At 40.1% G+C, this 23,654-nt stretch carries 18 protein-coding genes, 1 tRNA gene and 1 rRNA gene; 10 read left to right on the top strand and 10 right to left on the bottom strand.

The features are described from left to right. Positions 1-69 precede the first annotated feature (69 nt). The 5 genes from LKD48_RS02800 to LKD48_RS02780 all read right to left on the bottom strand — a co-directional run bounded on the left by LKD48_RS02800 (position 70) and on the right by LKD48_RS02780 (position 7,511). Positions 70-2,514 (bottom strand): hypothetical protein, encoded by a 2,445-nt coding sequence (locus tag LKD48_RS02800; RefSeq protein WP_308731120.1) that lies wholly within the window; start codon positions 2,512-2,514, stop codon positions 70-72. Positions 2,515-2,557: 43 nt separating this feature from the next. Further along, entirely contained in the window at positions 2,558-4,144 is a 1,587-nt protein-coding gene (locus LKD48_RS02795) for a glycoside hydrolase family 28 protein (RefSeq protein WP_308731119.1), read from the bottom strand. Between the two features lie 67 nt (positions 4,145-4,211). Next, on the bottom strand, positions 4,212-5,078 hold the full coding sequence (locus LKD48_RS02790; protein ID WP_308731118.1) for a carbohydrate ABC transporter permease: 867 nt from the start codon (positions 5,076-5,078) through the stop codon (positions 4,212-4,214). A gap of 16 nt (positions 5,079-5,094) precedes the next feature. Then, complete coding sequence (locus LKD48_RS02785) at positions 5,095-6,027, bottom strand: carbohydrate ABC transporter permease (protein WP_262536588.1); 933 nt, start codon at positions 6,025-6,027, stop codon at positions 5,095-5,097. Positions 6,028-6,164: 137 nt separating this feature from the next. Then, positions 6,165-7,511 carry an ABC transporter substrate-binding protein gene (locus LKD48_RS02780; protein WP_262536587.1) on the bottom strand — a complete coding sequence of 449 codons (1,347 nt, stop codon included), beginning with the start codon at positions 7,509-7,511 and terminating at the stop codon, positions 6,165-6,167. Between the two features lie 342 nt (positions 7,512-7,853). Here LKD48_RS02780 and LKD48_RS02775 point away from each other — a divergent pair, with 342 nt between their 5' ends. The 8 genes from LKD48_RS02775 to LKD48_RS02740 all read left to right on the top strand — a co-directional run bounded on the left by LKD48_RS02775 (position 7,854) and on the right by LKD48_RS02740 (position 18,243). Next, complete coding sequence (locus LKD48_RS02775; protein WP_308731117.1) at positions 7,854-9,416, top strand: response regulator; 1,563 nt, start codon at positions 7,854-7,856, stop codon at positions 9,414-9,416. A gap of 32 nt (positions 9,417-9,448) precedes the next feature. Further along, positions 9,449-11,269, top strand: coding sequence for a sensor histidine kinase (locus LKD48_RS02770; RefSeq protein ID WP_308731115.1), 1,821 nt, complete (start codon positions 9,449-9,451; stop codon positions 11,267-11,269). Then, positions 11,266-11,967, top strand: coding sequence for a hypothetical protein (locus LKD48_RS02765; RefSeq protein ID WP_308731114.1), 702 nt, complete (start codon positions 11,266-11,268; stop codon positions 11,965-11,967). Before LKD48_RS02770 ends, LKD48_RS02765 begins: the two co-directional genes overlap by 4 nt. A gap of 328 nt (positions 11,968-12,295) precedes the next feature. Continuing rightward, positions 12,296-12,622: a cupin domain-containing protein gene (locus tag LKD48_RS02760; protein ID WP_118613192.1), complete on the top strand. Its 327-nt coding sequence runs from the start codon at positions 12,296-12,298 to the stop codon at positions 12,620-12,622. A gap of 34 nt (positions 12,623-12,656) precedes the next feature. Further along, positions 12,657-12,893 carry a NifU family protein gene (locus tag LKD48_RS02755; protein ID WP_066561670.1) on the top strand — a complete coding sequence of 79 codons (237 nt, stop codon included), beginning with the start codon at positions 12,657-12,659 and terminating at the stop codon, positions 12,891-12,893. A 149-nt stretch (positions 12,894-13,042) separates the two neighbouring features. Continuing rightward, positions 13,043-16,030, top strand: a complete 2,988-nt coding sequence (locus LKD48_RS02750; RefSeq protein ID WP_308731113.1) for an alpha-mannosidase — start codon at positions 13,043-13,045, stop codon at positions 16,028-16,030. A gap of 227 nt (positions 16,031-16,257) precedes the next feature. Further along, positions 16,258-17,331, top strand: coding sequence for a TFIIB-type zinc ribbon-containing protein (locus tag LKD48_RS02745; RefSeq protein ID WP_118613188.1), 1,074 nt, complete (start codon positions 16,258-16,260; stop codon positions 17,329-17,331). Positions 17,332-17,361: 30 nt separating this feature from the next. Continuing rightward, positions 17,362-18,243: a TPM domain-containing protein gene (locus LKD48_RS02740; protein ID WP_066561674.1), complete on the top strand. Its 882-nt coding sequence runs from the start codon at positions 17,362-17,364 to the stop codon at positions 18,241-18,243. A gap of 152 nt (positions 18,244-18,395) precedes the next feature. Here the strand turns inward: LKD48_RS02740 and LKD48_RS02735 are convergent, their stop codons facing one another. Beyond that, complete coding sequence (locus LKD48_RS02735; RefSeq protein WP_308731112.1) at positions 18,396-20,327, bottom strand: Na/Pi cotransporter family protein; 1,932 nt, start codon at positions 20,325-20,327, stop codon at positions 18,396-18,398. 170 nt (positions 20,328-20,497) lie between these two features. Further along, positions 20,498-20,905 (bottom strand): DUF3842 family protein, encoded by a 408-nt coding sequence (locus LKD48_RS02730; protein WP_308731111.1) that lies wholly within the window; start codon positions 20,903-20,905, stop codon positions 20,498-20,500. Between the two features lie 281 nt (positions 20,906-21,186). Here LKD48_RS02730 and LKD48_RS02725 point away from each other — a divergent pair, with 281 nt between their 5' ends. Next, positions 21,187-22,281, top strand: a complete 1,095-nt coding sequence (locus LKD48_RS02725; RefSeq protein WP_308731110.1) for an ABC transporter substrate-binding protein — start codon at positions 21,187-21,189, stop codon at positions 22,279-22,281. Positions 22,282-22,382: 101 nt separating this feature from the next. Beyond that, a complete protein-coding gene (locus LKD48_RS02720) occupies positions 22,383-22,559 on the top strand; it encodes a hypothetical protein (RefSeq protein WP_308731109.1) in 177 nt (58 codons plus the stop codon). Between the two features lie 24 nt (positions 22,560-22,583). Here LKD48_RS02720 and LKD48_RS02715 read toward each other — a convergent pair whose 3' ends face one another. The 3 genes from LKD48_RS02715 to LKD48_RS02705 form a co-directional block, all read right to left on the bottom strand. Beyond that, a complete protein-coding gene (locus tag LKD48_RS02715; protein WP_227101753.1) occupies positions 22,584-23,252 on the bottom strand; it encodes a trimeric intracellular cation channel family protein in 669 nt (222 codons plus the stop codon). Between the two features lie 61 nt (positions 23,253-23,313). Beyond that, positions 23,314-23,385: transfer RNA gene (locus LKD48_RS02710), tRNA-Gly, on the bottom strand. A gap of 144 nt (positions 23,386-23,529) precedes the next feature. After that, positions 23,530-23,654 (bottom strand): 23S ribosomal RNA (locus tag LKD48_RS02705); the annotation flags it as partial.

Raw genomic sequence — 23,654 nt, 5'->3', positions numbered from 1 at the left:
AAAATGTGTTTTTTTACATTTTTTGTGTGGTTTTTGGTAGTAAAATTTTTGTTCGTGCTGCAATCATACTTATAAAAACTGTGTCACATCTTTGCATGCCACATAGCTTAGTTCAAAGTTCTGCGCTGTCAGCGTTTTTGACTCTTTATCATAAGATGGTAAAGTTTCTTTTGCGCGTTTTTTAAATGCCGCAAAACTAGCATCTGATTTTTGACCGCCGCAAACACAAAGATAAGCTGCATTTTTGCTGTAAGCACGCTGCTCACAATTAAAATTAATACCATTATGTGCTTCCATTTTTTCACTGCACCATAATGCCAGATAGCCTGTTTCTTTACGAAGGAATATCCAATTTTCTTCATGAATCACCTCATCAAAACGACACTCTGGGCAATATAAATGAGTATATCCAATTGGATGCTCATCTGGAATCACATAAATACCGCCAAGAAGACCGTGCTGCTGTTTTAATGCCGGCATCACACCATTTCCATGCCAGTAGCCTGGGCGCATATCGCCCTCCTCTGATGTAGAACCTGGATGTGTAACGAAAATGCTCGCTTCTCCGTCAAGCGCTGCATACCACATGTGCTGCTGATAACCGTATGTACCTGGTCTAAAATATGTAGTTCCATGGAAACGCTCGTTAAATGATTTCGTAAAGTTATGTGTCGTGATATCCACATCTTCCTTAAGAGTCTCATTTTCCCAACGTGTAAACGGCTCTCTAGGAGACGCTACGCTCGTCAAACAATAGTCATCATTTTTCTCCAGATAAACTCTTGCATTGCCTGTCGTATAATTCGTCTCAACATCATCCTCCATAAGCTTTACAAGACCTTCTGGAATCGGATAGTGGCTGCTTGCATAAAATCCAAGCCATCCCTCTCCAAATGTGTATGGCAGCTTTGGATTGATCAAATTCATAAGTGCCATTGCTCCCTGATCAAACGGATACAATACACTTCTGTAAACACGTCCCATTGGTGCCACAATACCAGTTTTATAAGTATGAAGGGCAAGCATAGACAGCATCTTATCAGTAACAGCTGCCGCGCGCTTTGAAATTTCTGGCTCTGAATAATCAACTACATTAATCAATGCAGCAAATGTAACGCACATATAGACAGTACTCAAAAACTCCTCAAAGCCATACTCTTCTACATCATCAAGCCACTGCAAAACTTTGTTTCTTCCATATAAATGCAGTTCTCTTCCTGTCATCTTTGCACGAGGGAAATATTCGTCTGGATACATCTCTCCTGCATTCATCGCACATGTATAGAACATCAGCGCATGATTCTCGCTCCAAAAGCACATGCCGTCAAAGCCGTCCATATCCATCCAGTAGCGATAATTGAGCATAACATCTTTGATACGGTCTTTCATGGCTCCTTCAACTGGATAATTATGCAGATAACGAATCAATCCGCACATTAAAAAATCAGAACAGTCATATCGCTCTTCAATCATCTCAAGCATCTCATACATCAATCGCTCATCATCCATAGAGTTGTCATTGAAATACTTTCTTGCAAGGATGTTAGAGATCGGGAAACCAAATTTCTCTCCACGGCTTTCGCTCATAACATCTGCAATTCGTCTGAATATAAGCTCCTTATTCTCTTCAAAGCTAAATGCACTTCCATCTTCGCGTAATGCATATTTAGGAACAAGCTGCTCGGTGCGTTCAAAGACACGCTTAAGCTCAAGCTTTCCTAACACAACCTTCACTGTTATATATGGCTGTCCATTTTCTAAAAGAATCTCGTTTTTTCCCTCTGCCTGATACCAAACAGCAGGTATCTTTGCCTTTGCAAAATCCTCTTCATGATAGCGATATGTATAACTTGTTCCTGCTGGAGCTGGGCTGTCAAAACAAAGCTTATTTGACTCTAAATGTGCACTCTCCAAAAATGCTTCTGCCACAGCTGCAGCGTCAGCACATGCTTCATCTGGAATTGACACTTTAATTTCATCCTTATGATTTAAAATCTGCAGACCTGCTACACTTCTTGTATCACGCACGCCAAGATTCTCGCATGCTAAATAAATAAGATTGCGTCCTGCTTTTAAATGAAGCGTCAGCTCTTTTTTCTGAATTGGCTTATAAACTGGCTGCTTTAATGCACCTTCTAATCTGCCATTGCAATACACATCAACTGCTGCATATGACCAAAGCGCTGCCTTAACATCAATATCAGATGATGTCTCAAGTACAGTCGCAATGTCAAAATGAATACGGCGCATAACAGAATAGAATGTTGAAATATTTACAAAACAGCTTCCACTGTCATAGTAATACTTCCATTCTTCATTCAGGCGACTCTTTGCACCCACAAGAATCTCACCTGTTTCACCAACTGGTTTGTGTTCTGCAATTACAGAACGCAGGTATGCCTCATAGCGAAGCTGATTTTTATCCTTTGCCTCATTAAAATAAGGTTCTTCCTGCGGACCTGACACCATAAAATGTGTCACAAATCCATCTAGGCCTAGTTTCCATCCGCTCATTTGCTTTTTCCTCCTACAGCATCATTAACTCTACTTACGCTGATCAATTTTTGTTATTGACATCATAAAGACAAATTGCTTTTCTTGTATTACAGCTCCTTGGTACTACATTTATATCTTCTAATACAAGATTATCAATATGACGTGCCCAGATGCCATATGCATCTACATCACCATGTGCATTGCTCTCTGGATAATCCTCCAAAAATTCATCAAACGTCTCTGGGATTTCAATGATTTCCTTATTATCCCTATATGTAACATGATAACTGTTTACAGTAATATTTTCAAGTGGTCTCCGAACAACACTTCCATCATTTTTAGTTGTCTCATAACCTGTTAAAATTGCTGGAATCTCTGCATTGTTTGCATGAATATTTTCAATGCAGATATTTTTAATGCTGCCTCCCCAGTAGCGATTTTCTCCTACATTGTCTGTATAAGGTTCATTATAACGATTTCTCTTATTTAAACAAATATAAAGAGGACAAATAATCTTATCCATCATGATATTTCTAATAGTTACATCAGAAAGATTAGTTCCATCACATGACTCAAGCGAAATTCCTGAAACAGAACCAGGATAAATATCAGGCATGCAAAATGTACAGTCTTCTACAAGAATATCACTAATATCATTTGCTGTTTCAGTTCCAATTTTAAATGCGTTCATAACTGTAACAACAGTACATCTTTTTACATGTACATGCGTCATGGCACGTCCAGTACGAATTGGATTTTTAATTACAATTCCATCATCTGCACAGGAGATAAAACAATGATCTACTAATACATTATCACTTGCATTAATATCAACACCGTCAGAATTTGCCACATGACGATTATCATCAATTACCATATTCTTAACTGTGATATTTTCACAACACTCAATATGAAGTGTCCAGCTCATTGAATCATATAAGATAATATTGTCAAGCGTAACATTTTTACTGTCCTGTACCCAAACAAGTGCTGCCGGACGATTTAAATTCGGCTTGCCTTCGCCATATTTATCCTCTGAATAGCGGATTCTCTGTCTATAATAATAACGAAGCGTTCCTGGAATATTATTAATTTCTTTTGCCTGATCACGTCTTGGCAAACGGCTTGTCTCAAATGGAACAAGTGCCGGAAGCTCTCTTGGTTCATATACATACCACTCACCGCTTCCGTTAATACGACCGCCACCAGTAATCGTCACATCCTCTGCATTCTTAACGCGTACAAATGCACCCTCACTTGACTCGCCCTTTCTGTCATCTATCTGTTCTTTTTCTTTTGCAAGCAAAAGATCTACATTTCTGGACGCTTTGATTTCAGAATCTGCCGCAATAAACAGTGTTGTATGAGACGGAATATACACAGTGCCCATGCAATATGATCCCCCAGCAACAAGAATCACACCGCCGCCTTCTTTCTCACATGCTGCTGCAGCTTTTAAGAAAGCTTCGGTATTTAAAAGATTTTTTTCTGGTCTTGCGCCAAAATTGCGAATATCAAAAACCTTTTTTCCTTCTGGAAGCTTTTGATTTTTATCGATAAATTCATCATATGGAAGTGCTTCATAATAATCACCCGGATAGATATTTCCTAATTCTGGGTAAGTGGGTGTATCATATGTGTTATACATAACAGTGAATCCTTTCTAAAAAAGGCCGACAATTCGTACTACCACAAATTGTCGGCCTGTCTTTTTTTTAACCCTTTACCGCACCGGCTGTCAGACCGCCCATGAAGAAACGGCTAAAGCAACAGTAAACAATCAAAATCGGAACAATTGAAATTGTCGCACCTGCAAACATGATATTCCATGCTGCAGTACCGTCTCCGGCATTCTTTAACATATTAACACCTACGGTCAGAGGACGAAGCTTATCATTAGTCATTGTAAATACAAGAGGAAGAATATACTCGTTCCATCCCTGTCTGAAGGATAAAAGTGCAATTGTTGCCAAAATCGGCTTTAACATTGGAAGGATAATCTGATAATAAATTCTAAAGAATCCACACCCATCCATCTTTGCTGCCTCGTCAAGCTCCTTCGGAACAGAATTAACGAATCCGCGGCATAAAAAGATAAATGTTGCCTGGCCGCCGCCTGCTGAGATAATAGCAACAGCTAACAGGCTCTTATTCATCTTCAGCTTAACAGCCAGCTCAAATAAAGGACGAAGGGAAACAGAACCAACGTTGATGAACATGAATGCTACGAAAAGCATATACAGAAGTTCCTTACCCTTAAAATTCTTTCTTGCAAATACGTATCCTGCCATGCTGGCATTGATTAACGAAATAAGCATAACAGCTAAACTTAAGAACACACTGTTCATTGTATAAGTTGCAAAATTTGCCTGTTTCCATGCCTGCACATAGTTATCAAACACCCACTTGCTTGGCAAAATGCTTGAACCTCCGACAAGCAGCTCCTTATTGTCCTTAAAGGAACCAAAGATAACATAGCATACAGGAAAGATTGTGATGATCGCCGCGAGTGCCAAAAACAGCCAGATGATCAGACGGACGATCTTCGTTCTTGTTGAATATACTGCATGAGTTTTTTCCATCGTATCTCCTCCTAATTTATACTACATCGTCAAGTTTCTTGGAAACAAACAGATAAATACCAGTTACAATACCTACGATTACTGCTGCAACAACACTAAGCAGTGCTCCATAACCGATCTGTGGCTGGCTTGTGCTTCCGGCTGATCCAAAGATAATATTGTAAATATATAAGAACATTACCATGGAACGGTTGCCAGGTCCTCCATTTGTCAGAACCATGATTGCCTCGTAATCCTTAAATGCTCCAGTGATTGCAAGCATTAAAACAACCTTTAATACTGGTGCCAGCATTGGAAGTGTAATGCGGAAGAAGGTCTGCACGCCAGTTGCGCCGTCGATCTTTGCACTCTCGTAAACATCCTCAGAAATACCAGTCATACCAGTAATAAAATACAGCATGTAGTTACCAAAACCACCCCAAATTGCAAGGATCGTAACGGCTACCATAACAACACTCGGACTGTTCAACCACTTTATCGGAGAATCAATCATATGCATGTTCTGAAGCATAGAGTTTAAAATACCATTCTTTGTTGCAAAGATAAATCCAAAGATCATACCTGCAATAGATGTACTGATGATAGTCGGCATGAAATAGATTCCTCTAAATACTGAAGAACCTCTTAATTTCTGGTTTAATAAAACTGCCATCAACAGAGCTAACGGAATGATGAAAATCAGCTTATAGAATGCATATTCAAATGTATGCATAACACTATTCCAGAAAACCTTATCATTCAGCATACGCTCAAAGTTTTTCCATCCGGTAAATGTAGACTTGAAACCATTGTAGTCACATGCTACATAGCGGAAAATCCAGATAAACGGATAGATAGAACACAGGCAAAGAAAAAATACTGCCGGTGCCAGCATAAGTGCTGCTGAAAAACTTCCACTACTTTTCGCTTTCTGGAACTTTTGTGAAAAAGTCATTTTTTTCTGGCTCATAAAATCCTCCTTTTTTTCTTAGTTCACGTTTTTTTGCATCCCGTGAATAGATGCGATAAGAAAGGGAAAGCCGTCTCCTTATTTTTCGGAAACAGCCTTCCCATTTTATTCAGATGCCACTATAGGCTGTCTGTTTCTTATTTGTCAAGATAGGTTGCAGTTCCATCACTTGGATGAAGCGGATCATAATCCTCAATTACAAGTCTCTTAACGCTGCCAGACTCGATATCTGCATCATATGCCTCATTGTAACGGGTATTCAGATCTTCGATTGCATCGTCAACATCAACATAACCCATGATTGCATTCCACATAACAGTTCTGTAATCATCACCTGTCAGGTTAATGGTCGGTACTGCCGGGTATACAGACTCATAGTCAAGTAAAGAGAAGTCTGCCAGACGGCCGATCTTAGACTTATCGATCTTCTCATCCATATAAGAAGTAATCGGCAGACAGTAACCATTCTCTAAGTATCCCTTTAAAAATTCCTCAGACTGGAAGTACTGAATTACCTTCCAAGCCTCATCTGGATGCTCACTGGAAGACATGATTGCATAGCCCTTAGACGGTGTTGTCTGAAGTGCACCCTTGATCTCGCCGTCAAGAGATGGAACCTCTGCTACACCCCACTCAAAGTCTTCGATTGGCAGCTGGCTGGTGAATACACCTGCCTCCTGAGAAGCGTTGCCCCACAGTGCAAACTCGCCTTCTGCAAATAATGCTCTCATGTTATCAACGCCCTGCTGATCCGGGTAAGCAATCTCCTCATCGATAAATCTCTTGCCCTTCTCAAGGATTTCCTTGTAGCCGCTGAAATCAAACTTGCCATTTACATAGTCATAGTAATAAATACCAGATACCTGAGCCATCATCTCAAGCTGACGCTCAAATGGAGAAGATGAAGTAAATCCGATTCCATAATACTCGCCGTTTCCATCCTCAGTGATCTTCTTTGCCATATCAATGTACTCGTCAAGTGTCTTCGGAATTTCTGTATATCCGCTCTTCTCTAACAGATCCTTATTGTACTCAATACGAACACCAGATCTCATACCAGAATATACCCAGTACAGATTGCCATCCATGTAGTTTAAGCCCTCATATGCATGCTCATATGGCTCGTTAACCTTCTGGTACTCCTCATCTGCATCAATGTAATCGTTTAACGGAACAAGCATATCGTTATCTACGAAATTCTTTAATGTTACGCTCTGTCCGATGATATCCGGTGCTGTACCGCCTGTGTAAGCAAGAGAAATCATGTTCTCATAATCATCTGTGATGATCTGCATATCAATGTAGATATTGTCTGTATTCTCCTTGTTGTACTTTTCTACCATCTCAGTCATGTACTCGCTGTCATGGCGGTCATTTACCCAGTAAGTGATGGTAGTTACATCATCTGCCATTGCCGGAACTACGCCGATCGTACCCATTGCCATTGCTGCACAAAGTGCAAGACTCATACCTCTTCTTTTCATTAGAAAGTCCTCCTTAAATTCCTTTACAGCTTATCCAGTTTCACAATAAAACTCGGATTGCTGTTTGCTATGGTTATGTTTTATCATGAATTGTAACAATTTTCAACATCATTTTCCATGGATTATGTAACACTTTCCATCATGTGACATTTTTCAATTATTCATTTTGTTGGTTACAGTTCACGCATCAATGTTACGAAATCCATTCACCTTTGGGCTTTGCTATAAATATTGGCTTACGTTTAAAAGTTGCTTTTCTGCTCCATTCATGTTAAAATAACACCAGCATATGTGCGTAACAAACATACAAAATTAGAAATTTCAAAACAAGGAGGAACTTTCATGGAATCCATTTCTATCCGGGTTCTGCTTGCTGATGATGAGGCTGCTATTCGAAACGGTCTCCAAAATGCCATTCCCTGGGAGCAATACCATGCCAAGGTAGTAGCTGTTGCTTCTAACGGCCAGGAGGCACTTGATTTAATCAGAAGCTATCTCCCGGATCTTGTTATAATTGACATTAAAATGCCTCAACTTGATGGGCTTGAAGTAATCCGCCGAACTAAAGCTGCTGGAATCACCTGTCGTTTTTTAATTTTAAGCGGATATGACGATTTTTACCTTGCACAAAAAGCAATTCGCTATGGTGCAAACGGCTATTTTTTAAAGCCGTTAAAAATTGAAGAATTTAAGGATGAGCTATCTCGACAATATGCTGAGATTCTCTCCCATCATCATTCTTCTGCTGCCGCCAGAAATTTAGATGAATTAATGGAAAGTTCAAAAATTTTCTTTTTGAATCAACTTCTATTAAATGAAATTCGCGATGAAAGTGAGATTGAACGACGCCGCACGATGCTTTCTCTTACGCTGTTTGATACTCCTTATCGCGTTATTGTCTGTTCAGCAGTTATATCAAATGACAGACTTTTACCTGCTCTTAAACAGGCAAAATCTCTTTTTATAAGTGCTTTCTCCAACCAGTCTATTGAAGCCTGGATTCTTCGTGAAAAACAGCTTGTACTTCTTATTTCTGACGCTCAAAATAAGGAGCTTTGTGCAATCCGAGAACCTATTGCAAGTATACTTTGCCATTTAAAGCAGCAAACTGGTATCCGTTTTTATACTGCTATCAGTACACTTGCCGATCAGACTGAACAAGCTGCTGCCGCTTACACAGACGCACTTCGCGCATTATCTTATCACATATATGAACGTGAAAATGATGTATATGACGATACCATGGTCTGCCGCCAAAAGCCTTCATTTTCTCCTTCATCAATTGCATATGATCCAATGATTTCCTGCATTGAGCGCAATGATCCTGATGAAATAAAAAGATGTTGTGCCCAATTTGTACATTCGCTCTTTTTTACACAACTGCCTCCGCCTGATTTTATCCGCGGCATGTGTATTCACGTACTGACAAACATCCGTGTGCGCTTTCTTGCAAAACACACAGAGCTTTCACCAGAAGAGCCTATACGCCCAGATGATGTGCTGTTATGTCACACAATCACAGAACTAATTGAATGGCTGACAGCTGGTTTTCTGTCGCTTTCAGAAAGCTATAAACGGCAAAAGAAATCCTCAGATCCTATTATTGAAACTGCTAAAGAATATATAAAAAACCATATCAGCAGTAATTTAAAAGCAAAGGATGTAGCTGCCACTGTCAACTTAAGTGAATCTTATTTTACGATTTACTTTAAAACAAAAACCGGACAAAATTTCCGTGATTATGTACTGAATGCCAGAACTGATCTTGCCAAAAAGCTTCTTTTAGAGCAGCGGCTTAGTATCAGCGAAATTGCCTATGCGACCGGCTATCAAGACTACCGCTCTTTCTCAAGAGCTTTTAAAAATGTCACTGGAATTTCTCCTTCTGACTATCAAAACCGATAGTACAGACCACAATACAACATTTTTATATGACGATGAAACAATTAAAAAAATTTATTGATCATTTTCGGCCCTCACACCATATCATGATAAAAAGTTGGTTTGCCACTACATTTATTGTTGTGGCAAGCCTGCTTTTCATCAGCCTTGGGGCACAGGTCTTTTTAAAAAACTATTTTTTGTCTCATGCGCTGACACGGGCAGAAAATAACACTGCAAACACTGCGCAGGCATTTGAAAATGCACTTTCCTTTATCACGACACGGTTCGTTGATATTTGCGGAACAACTGAATTTAGCAACAAATTTTCGCGAATACGGCGATGCAAAAATGATGATTATATCAAACTTAACAGTGATCTTCAAGATACACTTCACGATCTGTGTGTATCTAGCTCACTTATTCGCTCTGCTTTAATAACAAGCAAAACTGGAATGGTTTACCACAATTTTAGTGAAAGCCTTTTGTCAGCCACTGATTATACTCTTGGAAATCCTGCTGAGTCCATCTCTGGCATCACAGTACTTGCAGCTCAGACAAGCCCATTTTTAGATCAGCAGACTGTAATTCCTATTGCCATTCCTCTCACCTATATGGAAAATACGACCATTGTGATTGTAGCAGACAGTGTTGATGCATCTGATGCTATTTTATTTATCCTTCTCGATGCCGGAATGGTTCGCGACTTTCTTCATACTTATAGCGAACGAAGCTCTGAAGGAGCTTACTATCTAACCGACTCTGGCAATCTTATCGTAAATGCTTCAAGAAAGAACAGCGACTCTTCTGACAGTGATGCGCTTCATCCTCTTCCAGTTCGCAAAAACTCTCTTACTATTGAACAAGATGATGCCTATCTGATCTTAAACCGAATTGGAAACAGATCGCTTTGTCTGGCTAATTTAATTTCGGTGGACCAGCTGCTGTCATCGCTTCGTACTATCCAGCATTATCTGTATCTTGCTATTTTAGTTGTACTTTTGACAATCACTGTTGGTACACTGATTGCCTCCAATCTAATTACCAGATCACTCTCAAAGTTGATCAGTGCTGTTTCTGCTATTGAAAATCAGACTTATGATTCAAGTCAGATTTTAACCCAGTCAGATGAACTTGGTCAGCTAAGTAAATCACTTGATTCCATGTATCAGACAATTCAGCAGCAAATCGAACAGATTAAGCTGGAGCGTCAAGCCAAATACAATGCTGAGATACGACTTTTTTCAGAGCAGATCAATCCACATTTTCTATATAACACGCTTGAATATATCAATATGGAAGTCTACAGCAATCACACCCAAAATGCCTCCATGATGATTCAAAATTTAGCTGACTTTATGCGAATCGGTCTTAATTTTGGAGGCGAGCTGATTTCAATCTCAAAGGAACTTGCACACGTTCAGGCCTATGTCAATATAATGAATTACCGTTTTAGCCATAAGATATGCTTTACGAGCGACATTCCAAAGGAACTGCTTTCTTATGAAATATTAAAAATCATTCTTCAGCCGCTTGTTGAAAACTCTATTCGTCATGGTTTTGGACTTGACAACAGTTCTAGCTATCTCGATGTGCCATCCATAAAAATTGAAGTTTACCGTGATGATCCATGGTTATATCTTCGTGTGATTGACAATGGCGCAGGAATTGATATTGAAAGAGCGACACAAATTTTACACACAGGTACAGACGGACAAAAGCATGTTGGTCTTAATAATGTCTATCAAAGACTCGTATTTTTCTACGGAGAAACGGTCAAAATCACCTTTTCTTCTATTCCATATTATGAAAATATTGTACAGATCAGGATCCCCTTTATTTATCCGATTCCTGATTTTGAGGAGGAACATCATTGAAACAAAATAATATAAATAAAACCTTTAAAACTGAGCTTGAAAAATTAAAACAGATGAGCATTGAAGATCGACTATGGTATATATGGGAATATTATAAGCTCCAGATTTTTGCATTTTTTCTAGTCATATTTCTTTTATATGAAGCAGGCGCATGCATCTACCGTAATCTTCAGGATACCATGCTTTACTGCGTAACAGTAAATGAAACAAGTCTTCTCTCCTCTGATTTTTCTGTTGTTCAAAAGGAATTTGAAGAAAAAAATGGCTTTGACAAAACTTGGAAGAAAAACACTATTTTTGACTGTTCTTTATCTGTTGACGACAGTAACAAAGAGGTTTATGACCAGTATTATAACACTGCATCCAACATTAAGCTGACCTCTCTTCTTGCAACTGATACTGTAGATGTTTTAATCACAGTCCCTCAAATGTTTTCTTACTATACGGCTCAAAATGCCTTCCTTGATCTTTCTTCTTTGCTTTCTGAAGATTTATATGAAAAACTTGAAAAAGAAAACCGTCTTTTAACAGCCATTGATGGGAACGGAAACAAAATCCATACCGGAATTTCGCTTGATGACAGTTACCTTTCGTCTAAACTTCCTCTCTCAGACGGATCTTCTCTTTCTGTCTGCACCGACAAAAATCATCCCGACGTTATTCAAGATTTTATAAAATATTGCCTTTGGGGAAATTAATTATGATGTTGGGGTCTAAAAGTATTTTGCCCCCAACCGATACCCACGAATTGCTCCGTTGCTATGCAACTTTCGCAATTCTAAAAACATTCGGATTCGCTGATTTTCTTCGAAAATCGCTGCATCCTCATGTTTTTGCGGGTCCCAAGCTCAAAAGCCTTATCGTGCAAGCACGAACGGCTTTTGGAGCTTTTGACCCTAGTATCATAATTATAAAATCTGTTGTATTTTCCCTGAAAAGTGTCCTGTCATTTGTCAATTTTTATGGTATACTTAACATAAAGGATTTTTATCCAGATTAAAATTTACAATTTACGGAGGTTTCATTATGTTTGTACACAACAATACGGTAACTGCTACACCATGTGAGCCAGGTGTTTCCCGCAAGGTAATGGCTTATAGCGATCAGGTTATGATGTGTGAGATCACATTTGAAAAGGGAGCTAAGGGTAATTTCCACACTCATCCACACGTTCAGACTACTTACATCGTAAAGGGAAGTTTCGCCTTCACAATTGATGGAGAAACTCAGGTAGTAAACGCAGGTGACAGCATTTTAATGCCATCCAATAGTCTTCACGGATGTGAATGTCTTGAGGCTGGTGTTCTGTGCGATGTTTTTACACCAATGCGTGAGGATTTCATCAAGAAATAAGGATCAATTTTTAATAAAGAGAAAGGATAACGCCATGAAAGAATATATTGAAAATGTTCTGGCTCCAAAGCTCCAGGGTGATGGCGGCTGGGTCGAGTTTGTCTCCTATGAAAATAAAAAACTGACTCTGATCTTCCGCGGCGAGTGTTCTAAATGTCTGATTTTAAACCGCTGCGTAGACTGGATTGCCCAGCAAATCAAAGAAGCAAAGGGTGAAACTGTTGAGATCACTGCTGTCCGCAAGAAGCCATTCTTCTGGGACAACGTGTGATGCCAGAGTCTCAAAGTCGCAAGCTGATCATGTTTGCATGAGGAAGTTTGTGACCTTGAGACCCGAATGTTTTTAGAATTGCGAGAGATGCGAAGTATCAAAGCATTCGTAGGCATCATAATTAATTACATATATGAAAGGATTTTACTATGGCTCATGTAAAAGTTGTCCGCCGCAGTATGAGACCGGAGGAATGGACTGACCTTCGTTTTGTATGGCTGCAGCGCGGCATTTATGAAGAGAAATTTGAAATTACAGATCTTGAGATTCGCGATGCCAGACAGATTTCAGAAGATCAATACGAATATTATTCTGATGAATATCGTCCGTTAAAGAAAGACGACATGTATTTCACCCCAGATGGAACTGCCTTTATCCGCGGCCATGTGCAGATTCCAGCACATATGAAGGGAAAAAACATCTACTTTACACTTCATACAGCAGCTGAGATGATCGTTAAAATTAATGGAAAGTATGTTGGCGGCGTTGACCCGAACCGTGAACGCATCCTGCTTAATCCATATATTGATTCTGACGATCTTACAATTGAGATTGAAGCATATAACCGCTCTAAGCCGGACGACGAGAGAAACCCTGCCTCTCTTGCACATCGTGGCTGCCGCCAGATCTTCGAGGGAGCTTATCTTTCAACTATCCGTGATAATGTACAGTCTCTTGTTTATGACTATATCTTATTTATGGATATCGCTCACAGCGAGTATTTTAATGAAGACTACCGCAAATTTTTGTTCCGTGAACTGAGCAAGGCGCTTGACTTCATTGATTTTGACACCTATGAAGGCGTTGATCAGGCTGCTGAGTATGTAGAAAAGAATATCTACTCTAACACGGACTTCAAGGGCAGCGGTGATGTTGCTTTAGTTGGTCATTCTCATCTTGATATAGCTTATTATTGGCGCCGTATCCATGCTGTACATAAAAATGCAAGAACCATTCTTATTCAGCTTCGTCTTATGGATCAGTATCCAGAGTTTAAATATACTCACACACAGGCATACACCTATGAAACACTGGAAAAGTATTATCCAGAACTGTTTGCTGAATTAAAAGAAAAAATTGCAGCTGGTCAGTTTGAACCTGTTGGCGCTATGTATGTCGAGCCTGACTGTAATATTCCGTCTGCTGAGAGTTTAATTCGTCAGTGTCTGTATGGACAGATGTACTTCAGAAAGGCATTTGGACGCACCATAGACAATGCATGGCTTCCAGATGTTTTTGGAAACAGCTGGATTCTTCCTCAGATCTTAAAAAAGAGTGGTGTTGATTACTTTGTTTCTAACAAGATGTCCACTTGGAACGATACAAACCGTTTCCCACACAACAACTTTATCTGGAAGGGTATCGACGGAAGCAGCGTATATGCCTGCGTTCCTCCGACACACTTTATTACCTGGAACATGCCAAGTCAGATTCAGGAAAACTGGGAAGCTTATCAGGATAAGGAAACTGGCGGCCAAACACTAAATATGTATGGCTACGGAGACGGTGGTTCTGGATGTACCGAGGAAATGCTTGAAATGATTCGTCGTTTTGACAAGGTTTCTGTTATGCCAAAAATCGAAGTCACTGGCGGTGACGCATTCCTTCACAAGAACTTAAAGGATAACACAAACCTTGCAACCTGGGATGGTGAGCTGTATCTTGAGATGCACCGTGGTACCTTCACTACAAAGTCTAATTTAAAGAAAGCAAACCGTACTCTTGAATTTAAGCTTCGTGAGACCGAGCTTCGCGCTGCTCTCGCATCCTTAACTGGCACTTCTTATCCATCTGAGGAACTGACAGAGTGCTACAAGAAGTTCTTATTAAATCAGTTCCACGATATACTGCCAGGTTCTCATATTCATCCAGTATATGAGGATGCAATGAATGATTATCGCAGCGTTTCCGAGCGTCTTGATGCAATGCTTGCTTTAACTGCTGGCAATGAATATTTCAACTCATTAAACTTCACTCGTTCTTCAATTACCTTCATTGAAGATGAAAACGGATCTATTACTCGTCACGGTGTAAAGGGATTCTGGAGCATTCCTACACTTGCCGGTCTTAGTACTGGCACTGTCGCAGCTCTTCCATCCAAGGAAAACTGGCTGAGCACTGAATTTTGTGACAAGTGTGATTGTCTCGTTGTAGAAACTCCTTACTACCGCGCAAAGCTTTCAAGCGATGGAAGCTTTGTAAGTCTGTACGATAAAGAGCTTGACCGCGAGTGGGTTAAGGAAGGCTGTGGCTTTAACAAACTTCATTTGTATGCCGATAACCCAGGTGTTTATGATGCATGGGATATCCTGCCAAATTATAAAGATGTTCAGGTCGCTTTAAACGTAGACAAGCCACTTGCTCTTGTATCTTCTGATGGTTCCTCTGCTGAATTTGCTGTTACTTTCACAACAGAAAAGAGTACCTGGAAGATGATTCTTCGCTTCTTTGCTGATTCTCGTGCAATCGAAGTTGAAAACGTCGTAGACTGGGATGAGAAGCATAAGCTCGTGAAAGTAAACTTTGGACCAGACGTTCTGACAAGAGAGCTCGTTTGTGATACAAGTGCCGGCTTTGTAAAACGTGATCTTACAAAGAACACCTCCTGGCAGCAGGCTCGCTTTGAGGTTTGCCATCATAAGTGGTGTGATATGTCTGAAAGCGGAAGCGGTATTGCAATCATTAACGAGGGCAAATATGGCGTTGGTCTTGAAAAAGATGAGATCTCCTTAAGTCTTCTTCGTGCAACTATCCGCCCTGATATCACATCTGATATCGGTCATCATGACTTCTGCTACACAATCATTCCGCACAGCGGTGACGCTGTAGAGGCACAGGTAAATAAGACTGCTATGGAATATAATGTTCCTCTTTGCAAGTCAAATGTCACTGTTCCTGCTGCTCTTCGTGGCACCTTAAACAACTGTGGACTTTATCTGCAGGCAATGAAGCGTTCTGAGGACGGACAGTATCTGATTCTTCGTCTGTCAGAGCAGGATGGACGCCGTGGAAAGATTGCTTTCCCATTTGAGGTACAGACTATGAATCTCATCGAGGATATCGAAGGCAGTACCAAGGTTGTCTCCTATCATCCATTTGAGCTTATTACTGTTGCAGTAAAGCCAGAGGATCTGTAAATGTTAGCTTATCAACTATAATTGTAGCAAAGATTACAGTTTACGCATTATGTGACGAAGCCCTTCGGTGCAATGGTTTCGTCTTAGGGCATACTGCAAATATTTGTCTATAAAAAAGAGGCTGTGCATAAAAATGCGCAGTCTCTTTTTTATAGACAAACAGTTTCATCCATGATACAATAATTATAAGAAAATAGTGCCTTTAGCGGCACGGAAAAGAGGTTTCTATGGATGATTCGATTAAAACCTATAAGTGTCCCAACTGTGGTGCAGCACTTACTTTCGACAGCAAAACCCAGAAACTACACTGTTCTCACTGTGACACCTCAATTGATGTTGAGGCAATGAAAGCTCTAAGCGACACACCTTCCAGTACTGATCAAGATAATGCACGCTGGAATACGTCTGACGCCGGATCTAACTGGTCATCTAGTGAGCAGCAAGGTATGCGCAGCTATCACTGCCCTACATGTGGTGCAGAACTTGTCACTGATGAGACAACAGCTGCTTCTACCTGTGCCTACTGTGGTTCTCCTGTCGTATTGTCTGACCATTTAAGTGGTGCTAAGCGCCCTAATTACGTGATTCCTTTTAAGGTCGACAAAAAAACAGCAAAAGAAACACTGAAAAACTTTTATAAGGGAAAGATTTTCCTTCCGCGTGCTTTTTCTGCTGAAAACCATCTTGAGGAAATCAGCGGTATTTACGTTCCTTTCTGGCTTTACAGCTGTGAATCCAATGGAAGCTTTTCCTTTGATGCGACACGCACACATCATTACACAGACGGTGATTATGATGTCACAGAAACAGAACATTATCTTGTTCTGCGTGATGGCGAAGCTCGTTTTAACAACATTCCTGTTGATGGCTCATCGAAGATGGATGATGCCTACATGGATGCAATTGAACCATTTGATTACAGCGCTATCACTGATTTTCATACTGATTATCTGCCAGGCTATGCAGCACAAACTTATGATGAGGATGCTACTGCATGCGCACCGCGCGCAACAGCTCGCGTAAAAAACACAACAATTGCAGCTATCCGCAGAACATGCGACTACACAACGCTGACACCACGTACCAGCAAAATCAGCACCACACAAAACAGCGTTGACTATGCACTCCTTCCTGTATGGATGCTGACAACTAACTGGCATGGCAAATCCTACCATTTTGCCATCAATGGACAAACCGGCAAGCTGATTGGTGATCTTCCGATTGATAAGGGACGCTTCTTTAGTCTTCTCGCTGGCATTACGATTCCGCTCGGCATTCTGCTGAAGCTGTTTATCTTTTAATTTGTCGTTGGACATGAAAGGAGTGATCATATGAACACAATCTTACATAAAAAACACAGCAAGCGATCGTTATTTGCTGTACTGTGCACTTTCTTATTATGCATCAGCTTAACACTTCCTGTTCTTGCCAGTGCTAAAGTTGACCTTGCCAGCATTGAAGTTGCTAATAAATCTGAGATTTCAGGTGATGTCTATGATGGTGCCGGACTTCTCTCATCAGATCAAATCACTGCATTATCTAATAAATTGGCAGCAATTGAACAGCAGTATCAATGTGATGTTGTTGTCTTTACATTAAAAGATACAAATGGCTATGATGTGCGTAATTACGTTGAAGCAATCTATACGCAATGTGGTTACGGCTACGGAGACGGTCATGATGGTATTATCTTTGCAGTCAGTATGGCTGAGCGCGACTGGCAGCTTTTAACATACGGCTATGGATTAACCGCAGTCAGCAATGAATACGGTTTTGACTACATCTCCAGTCGTGTTACTTCGAAGCTTTCTGATGGTGATTACTATGATGCTTTTACCACTTTTGCTGATCTGAGCGAAGCCTTTTTAAAGGAAGCGCGTGAGGGAACACCTTACAGTGATGATAATCCGGCAAAACTTACCTTCTTATCTCGCGCTTTGCCATATCTGATGTCATTTGGCATTGCATTTATAGTTGCACTTATCATTTGTAGTGTAAAGGCTGCCTCTATGAAGACAGCTGTTAAGAAAACTAGCGCTGCAGATTATATGGAACCTGGAAGTTTTCATCTTACAAAGAAACGTGATTATTATCTTTATACCACTACGCAGCGTGTAAAGCGAGAGAAAAATGACAGCTCTTCTAGCAGTGGCAGTAGCGGCGGCGGAAGCACTGACAGCAACGGTTTTGGCGGTGGAGGTGGCAAATTCTAATCGTCAAACCAAAACTCCCGAGTAAGTTGCACATACAAAAAAGCAGGACCTGTATGGATTTATCTCCATTTGCAGGTACCTGCTTTTTTATAGTCAAGCGGATATTCCGCTTCGCTACTTGCTCATAACCAAATAACTACTTCCTTGATTTGTTAATTTTCTTCTGTATCCTCAAGCGGATCTTCTAACGGATCAATATTCTCTGGAATGATTGTCTCTGCCGTTTCAACATTCTTAGATTTTCTTCCCTGCTGTAGCTGCTGCTCCTCTAATAGAGCCTTCATCTTTGCCTTCTCCTGCTGTCTTTCTGACCAAGCTTCGAAATCATCAATACTATACTTTTGCTCATACTCCTCAAAGTAACGCTTATATTCAGTATTTCTCATCTCACGCACGCTCTTTAAATACTCATGCGTATCAAAGTTTCTGGACTCAAGCTCAATCATCGCTACGGCAACATTGGAACAGTGATCTGATACTCTCTCAATGTTTGTCAACAAATCGTTAAATGCAAAGCCCTGGGAAATTCCACATTTTCCAGACTGCAAACGATCTACATGACGCATTTTTAGTTCATCACACAACATACCAATAAGCTCACGAAGCGGCTCGATTCTAGCTGCCATCTGTAAGTCATCACGGCTAAAAGCCTGAACTGTACTTGTAACAATCTCCTTCATTGCAGCAATTAAGACATTTAATTCATATCGCGCTTCATCTGAAAAGACAATCTTCTTATCATAAAGTTCCTTTGCAGTTCTGGCAACATTCAGTGCATGATCACCCATACGCTCAAAATCACTGATTGTATGCAAAAATTTAGATACCTGCTTAGTCTGATCTCCGCTTAATTCCTTTCCAGTCAGCTGCATCAAATATGTTCCAAGCTTATCCTCATACTTATCAATCAGCACTTCTTTTTCTTCAATCTTTTGATATTTCTCATCAGAATATTTTTTCAGAAGGCTCACTGATCTTGATAAATTCTTACGCGCCTTTCTCGCCATACCATTCATCGCAGTATGACTCTGTGCAATTGCGATTGCCGGATAATTTAAGAAGCGTTCCTCAAGAAGATCAAAATCCTTTTGCTCATCAAGATCTTCCTCGTCATCCTTGATTAAAATGTAAACAAGCTTCTCAATGTATTTAATAAATGGTGACAAAATACAAATTGTTGCTGCACGAAAAACTGTATTCATCAGCGCAATATATACCGGCGTCATTACAACATTCATGAATTTAAAATGGAAAATTGCATTTAATGTGTAGAACACAATTGACCAGAACAGCATACCAAATAAATCGTTCAGCAAATAGATAAGAGCTGTACGTTTACCATTTTTATTTGTACCGATTGCAGACATTAAAACTGGACATGCTGCACCGACACCAATACCCATAACAATCGGAAGTGCTACTGCAAAGCTGATTCCTCCTGTTACAGACAGTGCCTGCAAAATACCAACTGATGCAGATGCACTCTGTAAAACTGCTGTGAAAAGAATACCAACTAAAATTCCAGCTGCCGGATTTGTAAACATTGTCAGCATGCTTCTAAATGTCTCACTATCCTTAAGTGGTGCTACAGCTCCACTCATTGTCTGCATACCAAACATTAAAATTGCAAAACCAAGCATAATCTCACCGACATGGCGATAGCTGTCCTTTTTCATAACCATACGGAAAACAATACCGATAATGGCAACAACTGCTGAAATAGTTGCTGTTGAAAGAAGCTGTGCAATGCCACCTGATCCCTCAATATAGGACAGACAGAGGATCCAGCCAGTGACACTCGTTCCGATATTTGCGCCCATGATAATACCAATTGACTGCGCAACCTTCATCATACCAGAATTTACGAATCCGACAACCATAACTGTTGTCGCCGATGAAGACTGAATAATTGCCGTTACTGCTGTTCCAAGCAATATTCCCTTTAGAGGGGTACTGGTAAGCTTATACAAAATCAGCTCCAGCTTGTTGCCTGCCACCTTTTTCAGGCTATCGCCCATGACCGACATTCCATAAAGGAATAGCGCTACGCCACTTAACAGTGACAATATGGATGTTACTCCCATGTTTACCTCTCATTCTTTTGACTTAGCACATTTTGTGCCCAAGCCTCTGATTTACTTGTTCGGCGGTTTTTACATAAGTTTTACTTTCTTTTTACTCGCAGAACAATTCCAGTATATCAATTATCTGTCGAAAATGGAACTAGCAAAATGACAAAAAATACAATATTTTGCTATTTATTTTGCAAAATATAAGAAATAGCTTCATCAATGTTATCACTCAGGCGACTATCTGACACACCAACCACATGAAACATACATGTATTTACCGGTAATAGCACTTTTTGTGCTGTACAAGATGCAACTGCCTGTGCCATCTTTGGTGTTATCTCGCCAAGCAGTGCATCTGCTGCAATGATTCCAATTGGTCCGACTACAAAATCAGCTCCTGACGTATTGACAACTACTGGATTTTCTCCTGTCGCTGCCTTCACAGCACCTGCCTTCATCATTGCTGATGTTGCCATCGCATTTGTGCCAACTGCAATCAGTTCCTTTGGATCACCCCCAGACTTAATCCATTTGTCAATAAATGCACTTCCCATACGGCCACCCTGACCATCAATTACCACAATTTTCATATTCTTTCACCTGCCAATTTTTCTAACTAGTCAAGCGGATATTCGCAATCCGCTTCGCTACTTGCTCATAACCAAATAACTGCTTCGCAGTTTATCAGGAGGGGCTTATACCCCTCCTGATACAAGGAAGTCCCCACCCACTGCTTATTGCTCTTCGCAATTGAAGCGGGGGACTTCCTTGATTTGTTAAAAAATACGTTATAAGTATACCACAAATCATCCATTAACGCTTCACCTTTTTTATGCATATTCTAATCACAAACAGCTCTCTGAGGTTTTCCATGAACAATTTTTCTGTAAACAATTCTTTAGTAAAAAGCAAACTAAAAACAGGTCTTCTTCACCTCGTTATTCTTGCTTTCTCTATTTTGATCTGCTCCCTTATAGGCTGCTCTTCTTCAAAAAATAATGCTCATTCAACTGCATCATCAACTGAAAATAACAAGGAGCTTACTCCTGTAACATTAAATGAAGTTGCTCACTCTATCTTTTACGCACCGCAATATACTGCTATTGAGCTTGGTTATTTTGAAGAGGAAGGTATTTTGCTGACACTCGACACCGGTTTTGGCGCTGATAAAACAATGACTGCTCTCATTTCCGGAAATGCTGATATCGGTTTTATGGGCAGTGAAGCCAGTATTTATACGTATAAAGAAGGTAATGAGGATTTTGCTATCAATTTTGCCCAGCTTACACAACGGGCTGGAAACTTTCTTGTCAGCCGAGAACAATATGATAGTTTTTCTTGGTCACAATTAAAGGGATCAACTGTAATTGGAGGCAGAAAAGGCGGTATGCCAGAGATGGTTTTTGAATATATCTTAAAGAAAAACGGATTAACTCCGCAAAAAGATGTGACGATAATACAAAATATTGATTTTGGTTCTACAGCTGCAGCTTTTTCGTCTGACATATCTCTAAGCGATTATACTGTCGAATTTGAACCACATGCAACGCTTCTTGAGCTGTCTGGTGATGGATATGTAGCGGCATCTCTAGGAGTTGATTCAGGGTACGTTCCATATACCGCCTACAGCGCCCGAAAAAGCTTTTTAAAGGCCCACCCTGATACAATACAGCATTTTACAAATGCTATTCAAAAAGGGCTTGAATATGTCAATTCTCACAGTGCAGCGGAGATTGCAAACGTCATTGCACCTCAATTTCCAGAAACAGATATCAAAACAATTACCATCATTGTAAATCGTTATCTTGAGCAGGATACTTGGAAAAATGATACCATATTCACAAAGGAAAGCTTTGATCTGCTTCAGGATATCCTGCTTGATGCTGGGGAGCTTGAACAAAAAGTGCCTTACGATGATCTCGTAACCACAACATACGCCAAAAATGCTGTCACAAAATTTGAATAGCATCATAAATAATTCTTAATAAATGGCGTCTTTCCTTTGCTTTACAATTTGATTAAAGTATGATATTTTATAAGTAACGCTAACAGAAAAGAGAAGCTTGTATGAAACGATTCAATATGCTGCACTGGGCAGCCTTTATATTAATTATCATTGCTCTACTCTGGCTGACCATCAGCTATTACTCACTGCGGGTTATTCCTTCCTATGCTTTTTTAGTTTTATTTTCCGGAGTTTTTTTATTAATTCTGGCAGAATACAGACGATCTAAAAAAAAGTAAGCACCATGGTGCTTACTTTTTTAATTACGATTTTCCCTCTTCGTCCAAATGAACTGTCGGAAGATTCCATCTTAGCTGTGCCGCTAATGCTCTAATTACAAGCACTGCAATTGCTCCCACTATCATAGATATATTTAGCGAAATGTTCAATTTTCTATAAAAAATAACGCAGATCACTGCACCAACAATACATGCTGTCGCATAAATATGCTTTTGAAAAATGTATGGAATTGACTCTGACATCATATCTCTTAGCAATCCGCCTCCAACACCAGTAATTGTACCGACAAACACAAGCAGGAAGTTGCCTGCATCAGGCCTCGTTGCCAGCGCCACCTCAATACCAATTACAGTAAAAATTGCAAGACCTAGCGTATCCATTACAAAAAGTACAAGACTATACATCTCACGAAAACCTACATGTGTCTGCTTTTTCTTATTTGCATAATGAATTACTATAAATGTGAGAATAGCTGTGACTGCCGCTATTAAAACATCTGTCGAATTGGTAAACATTCTCGGTGGATTTATTCCCAGTACAATATCTCTTGTCATGCCGCCTCCAGTGGCTGTGACAACTCCAAGCACGCAAACACCAAACAAATCCATTTTCTTTCGTATGCCAACCATAGCACCTGAGATTGAAAATGCGATAGTTCCAACCACATCCAAAATCCAAATAAATACATCCATATTCTTTTTCCCCTTAATAAAAAAACTCTCTGGCAAATCGTCAGGGAGCTTCGTAAAGATAAGCGCGAGACGGGATTCGAACCCGCGGCCCTCGCCTTGGGAAGGCGATGCTCCACCACTGAGCCACTCGCGCATTCTAAAATGCAAAAAACAATGCCCTGACCTAAAACTAATCAGAAGCATCATCCTCGCAATCATTTATTTCAATTCCATATACCTTCAAAACTGCACACAAACTTTTCATCTCAAACCTATTACCATTTCCTACCCTGACCTTTTGGTCAAGCCCTCGACCGATTAGTAGCAGTCAGCTCCATGCCTTACGGCACTTCCACCCCTGCCCTATCAACCTCGTCGTCTTCAAGGGGTCTTACTCTTACGATGGGATATCTCATCTTGAGG

Source organism: Anthropogastromicrobium aceti (genome assembly GCF_020687335.1).
Taxonomy (GTDB): Bacteria; Bacillota; Clostridia; order Lachnospirales; family Lachnospiraceae; genus Anthropogastromicrobium; species Anthropogastromicrobium aceti.
The sequence above is the reverse complement of the archived record's forward strand: the minus strand, read 5'-3'. Positions and strand labels throughout refer to the sequence as shown.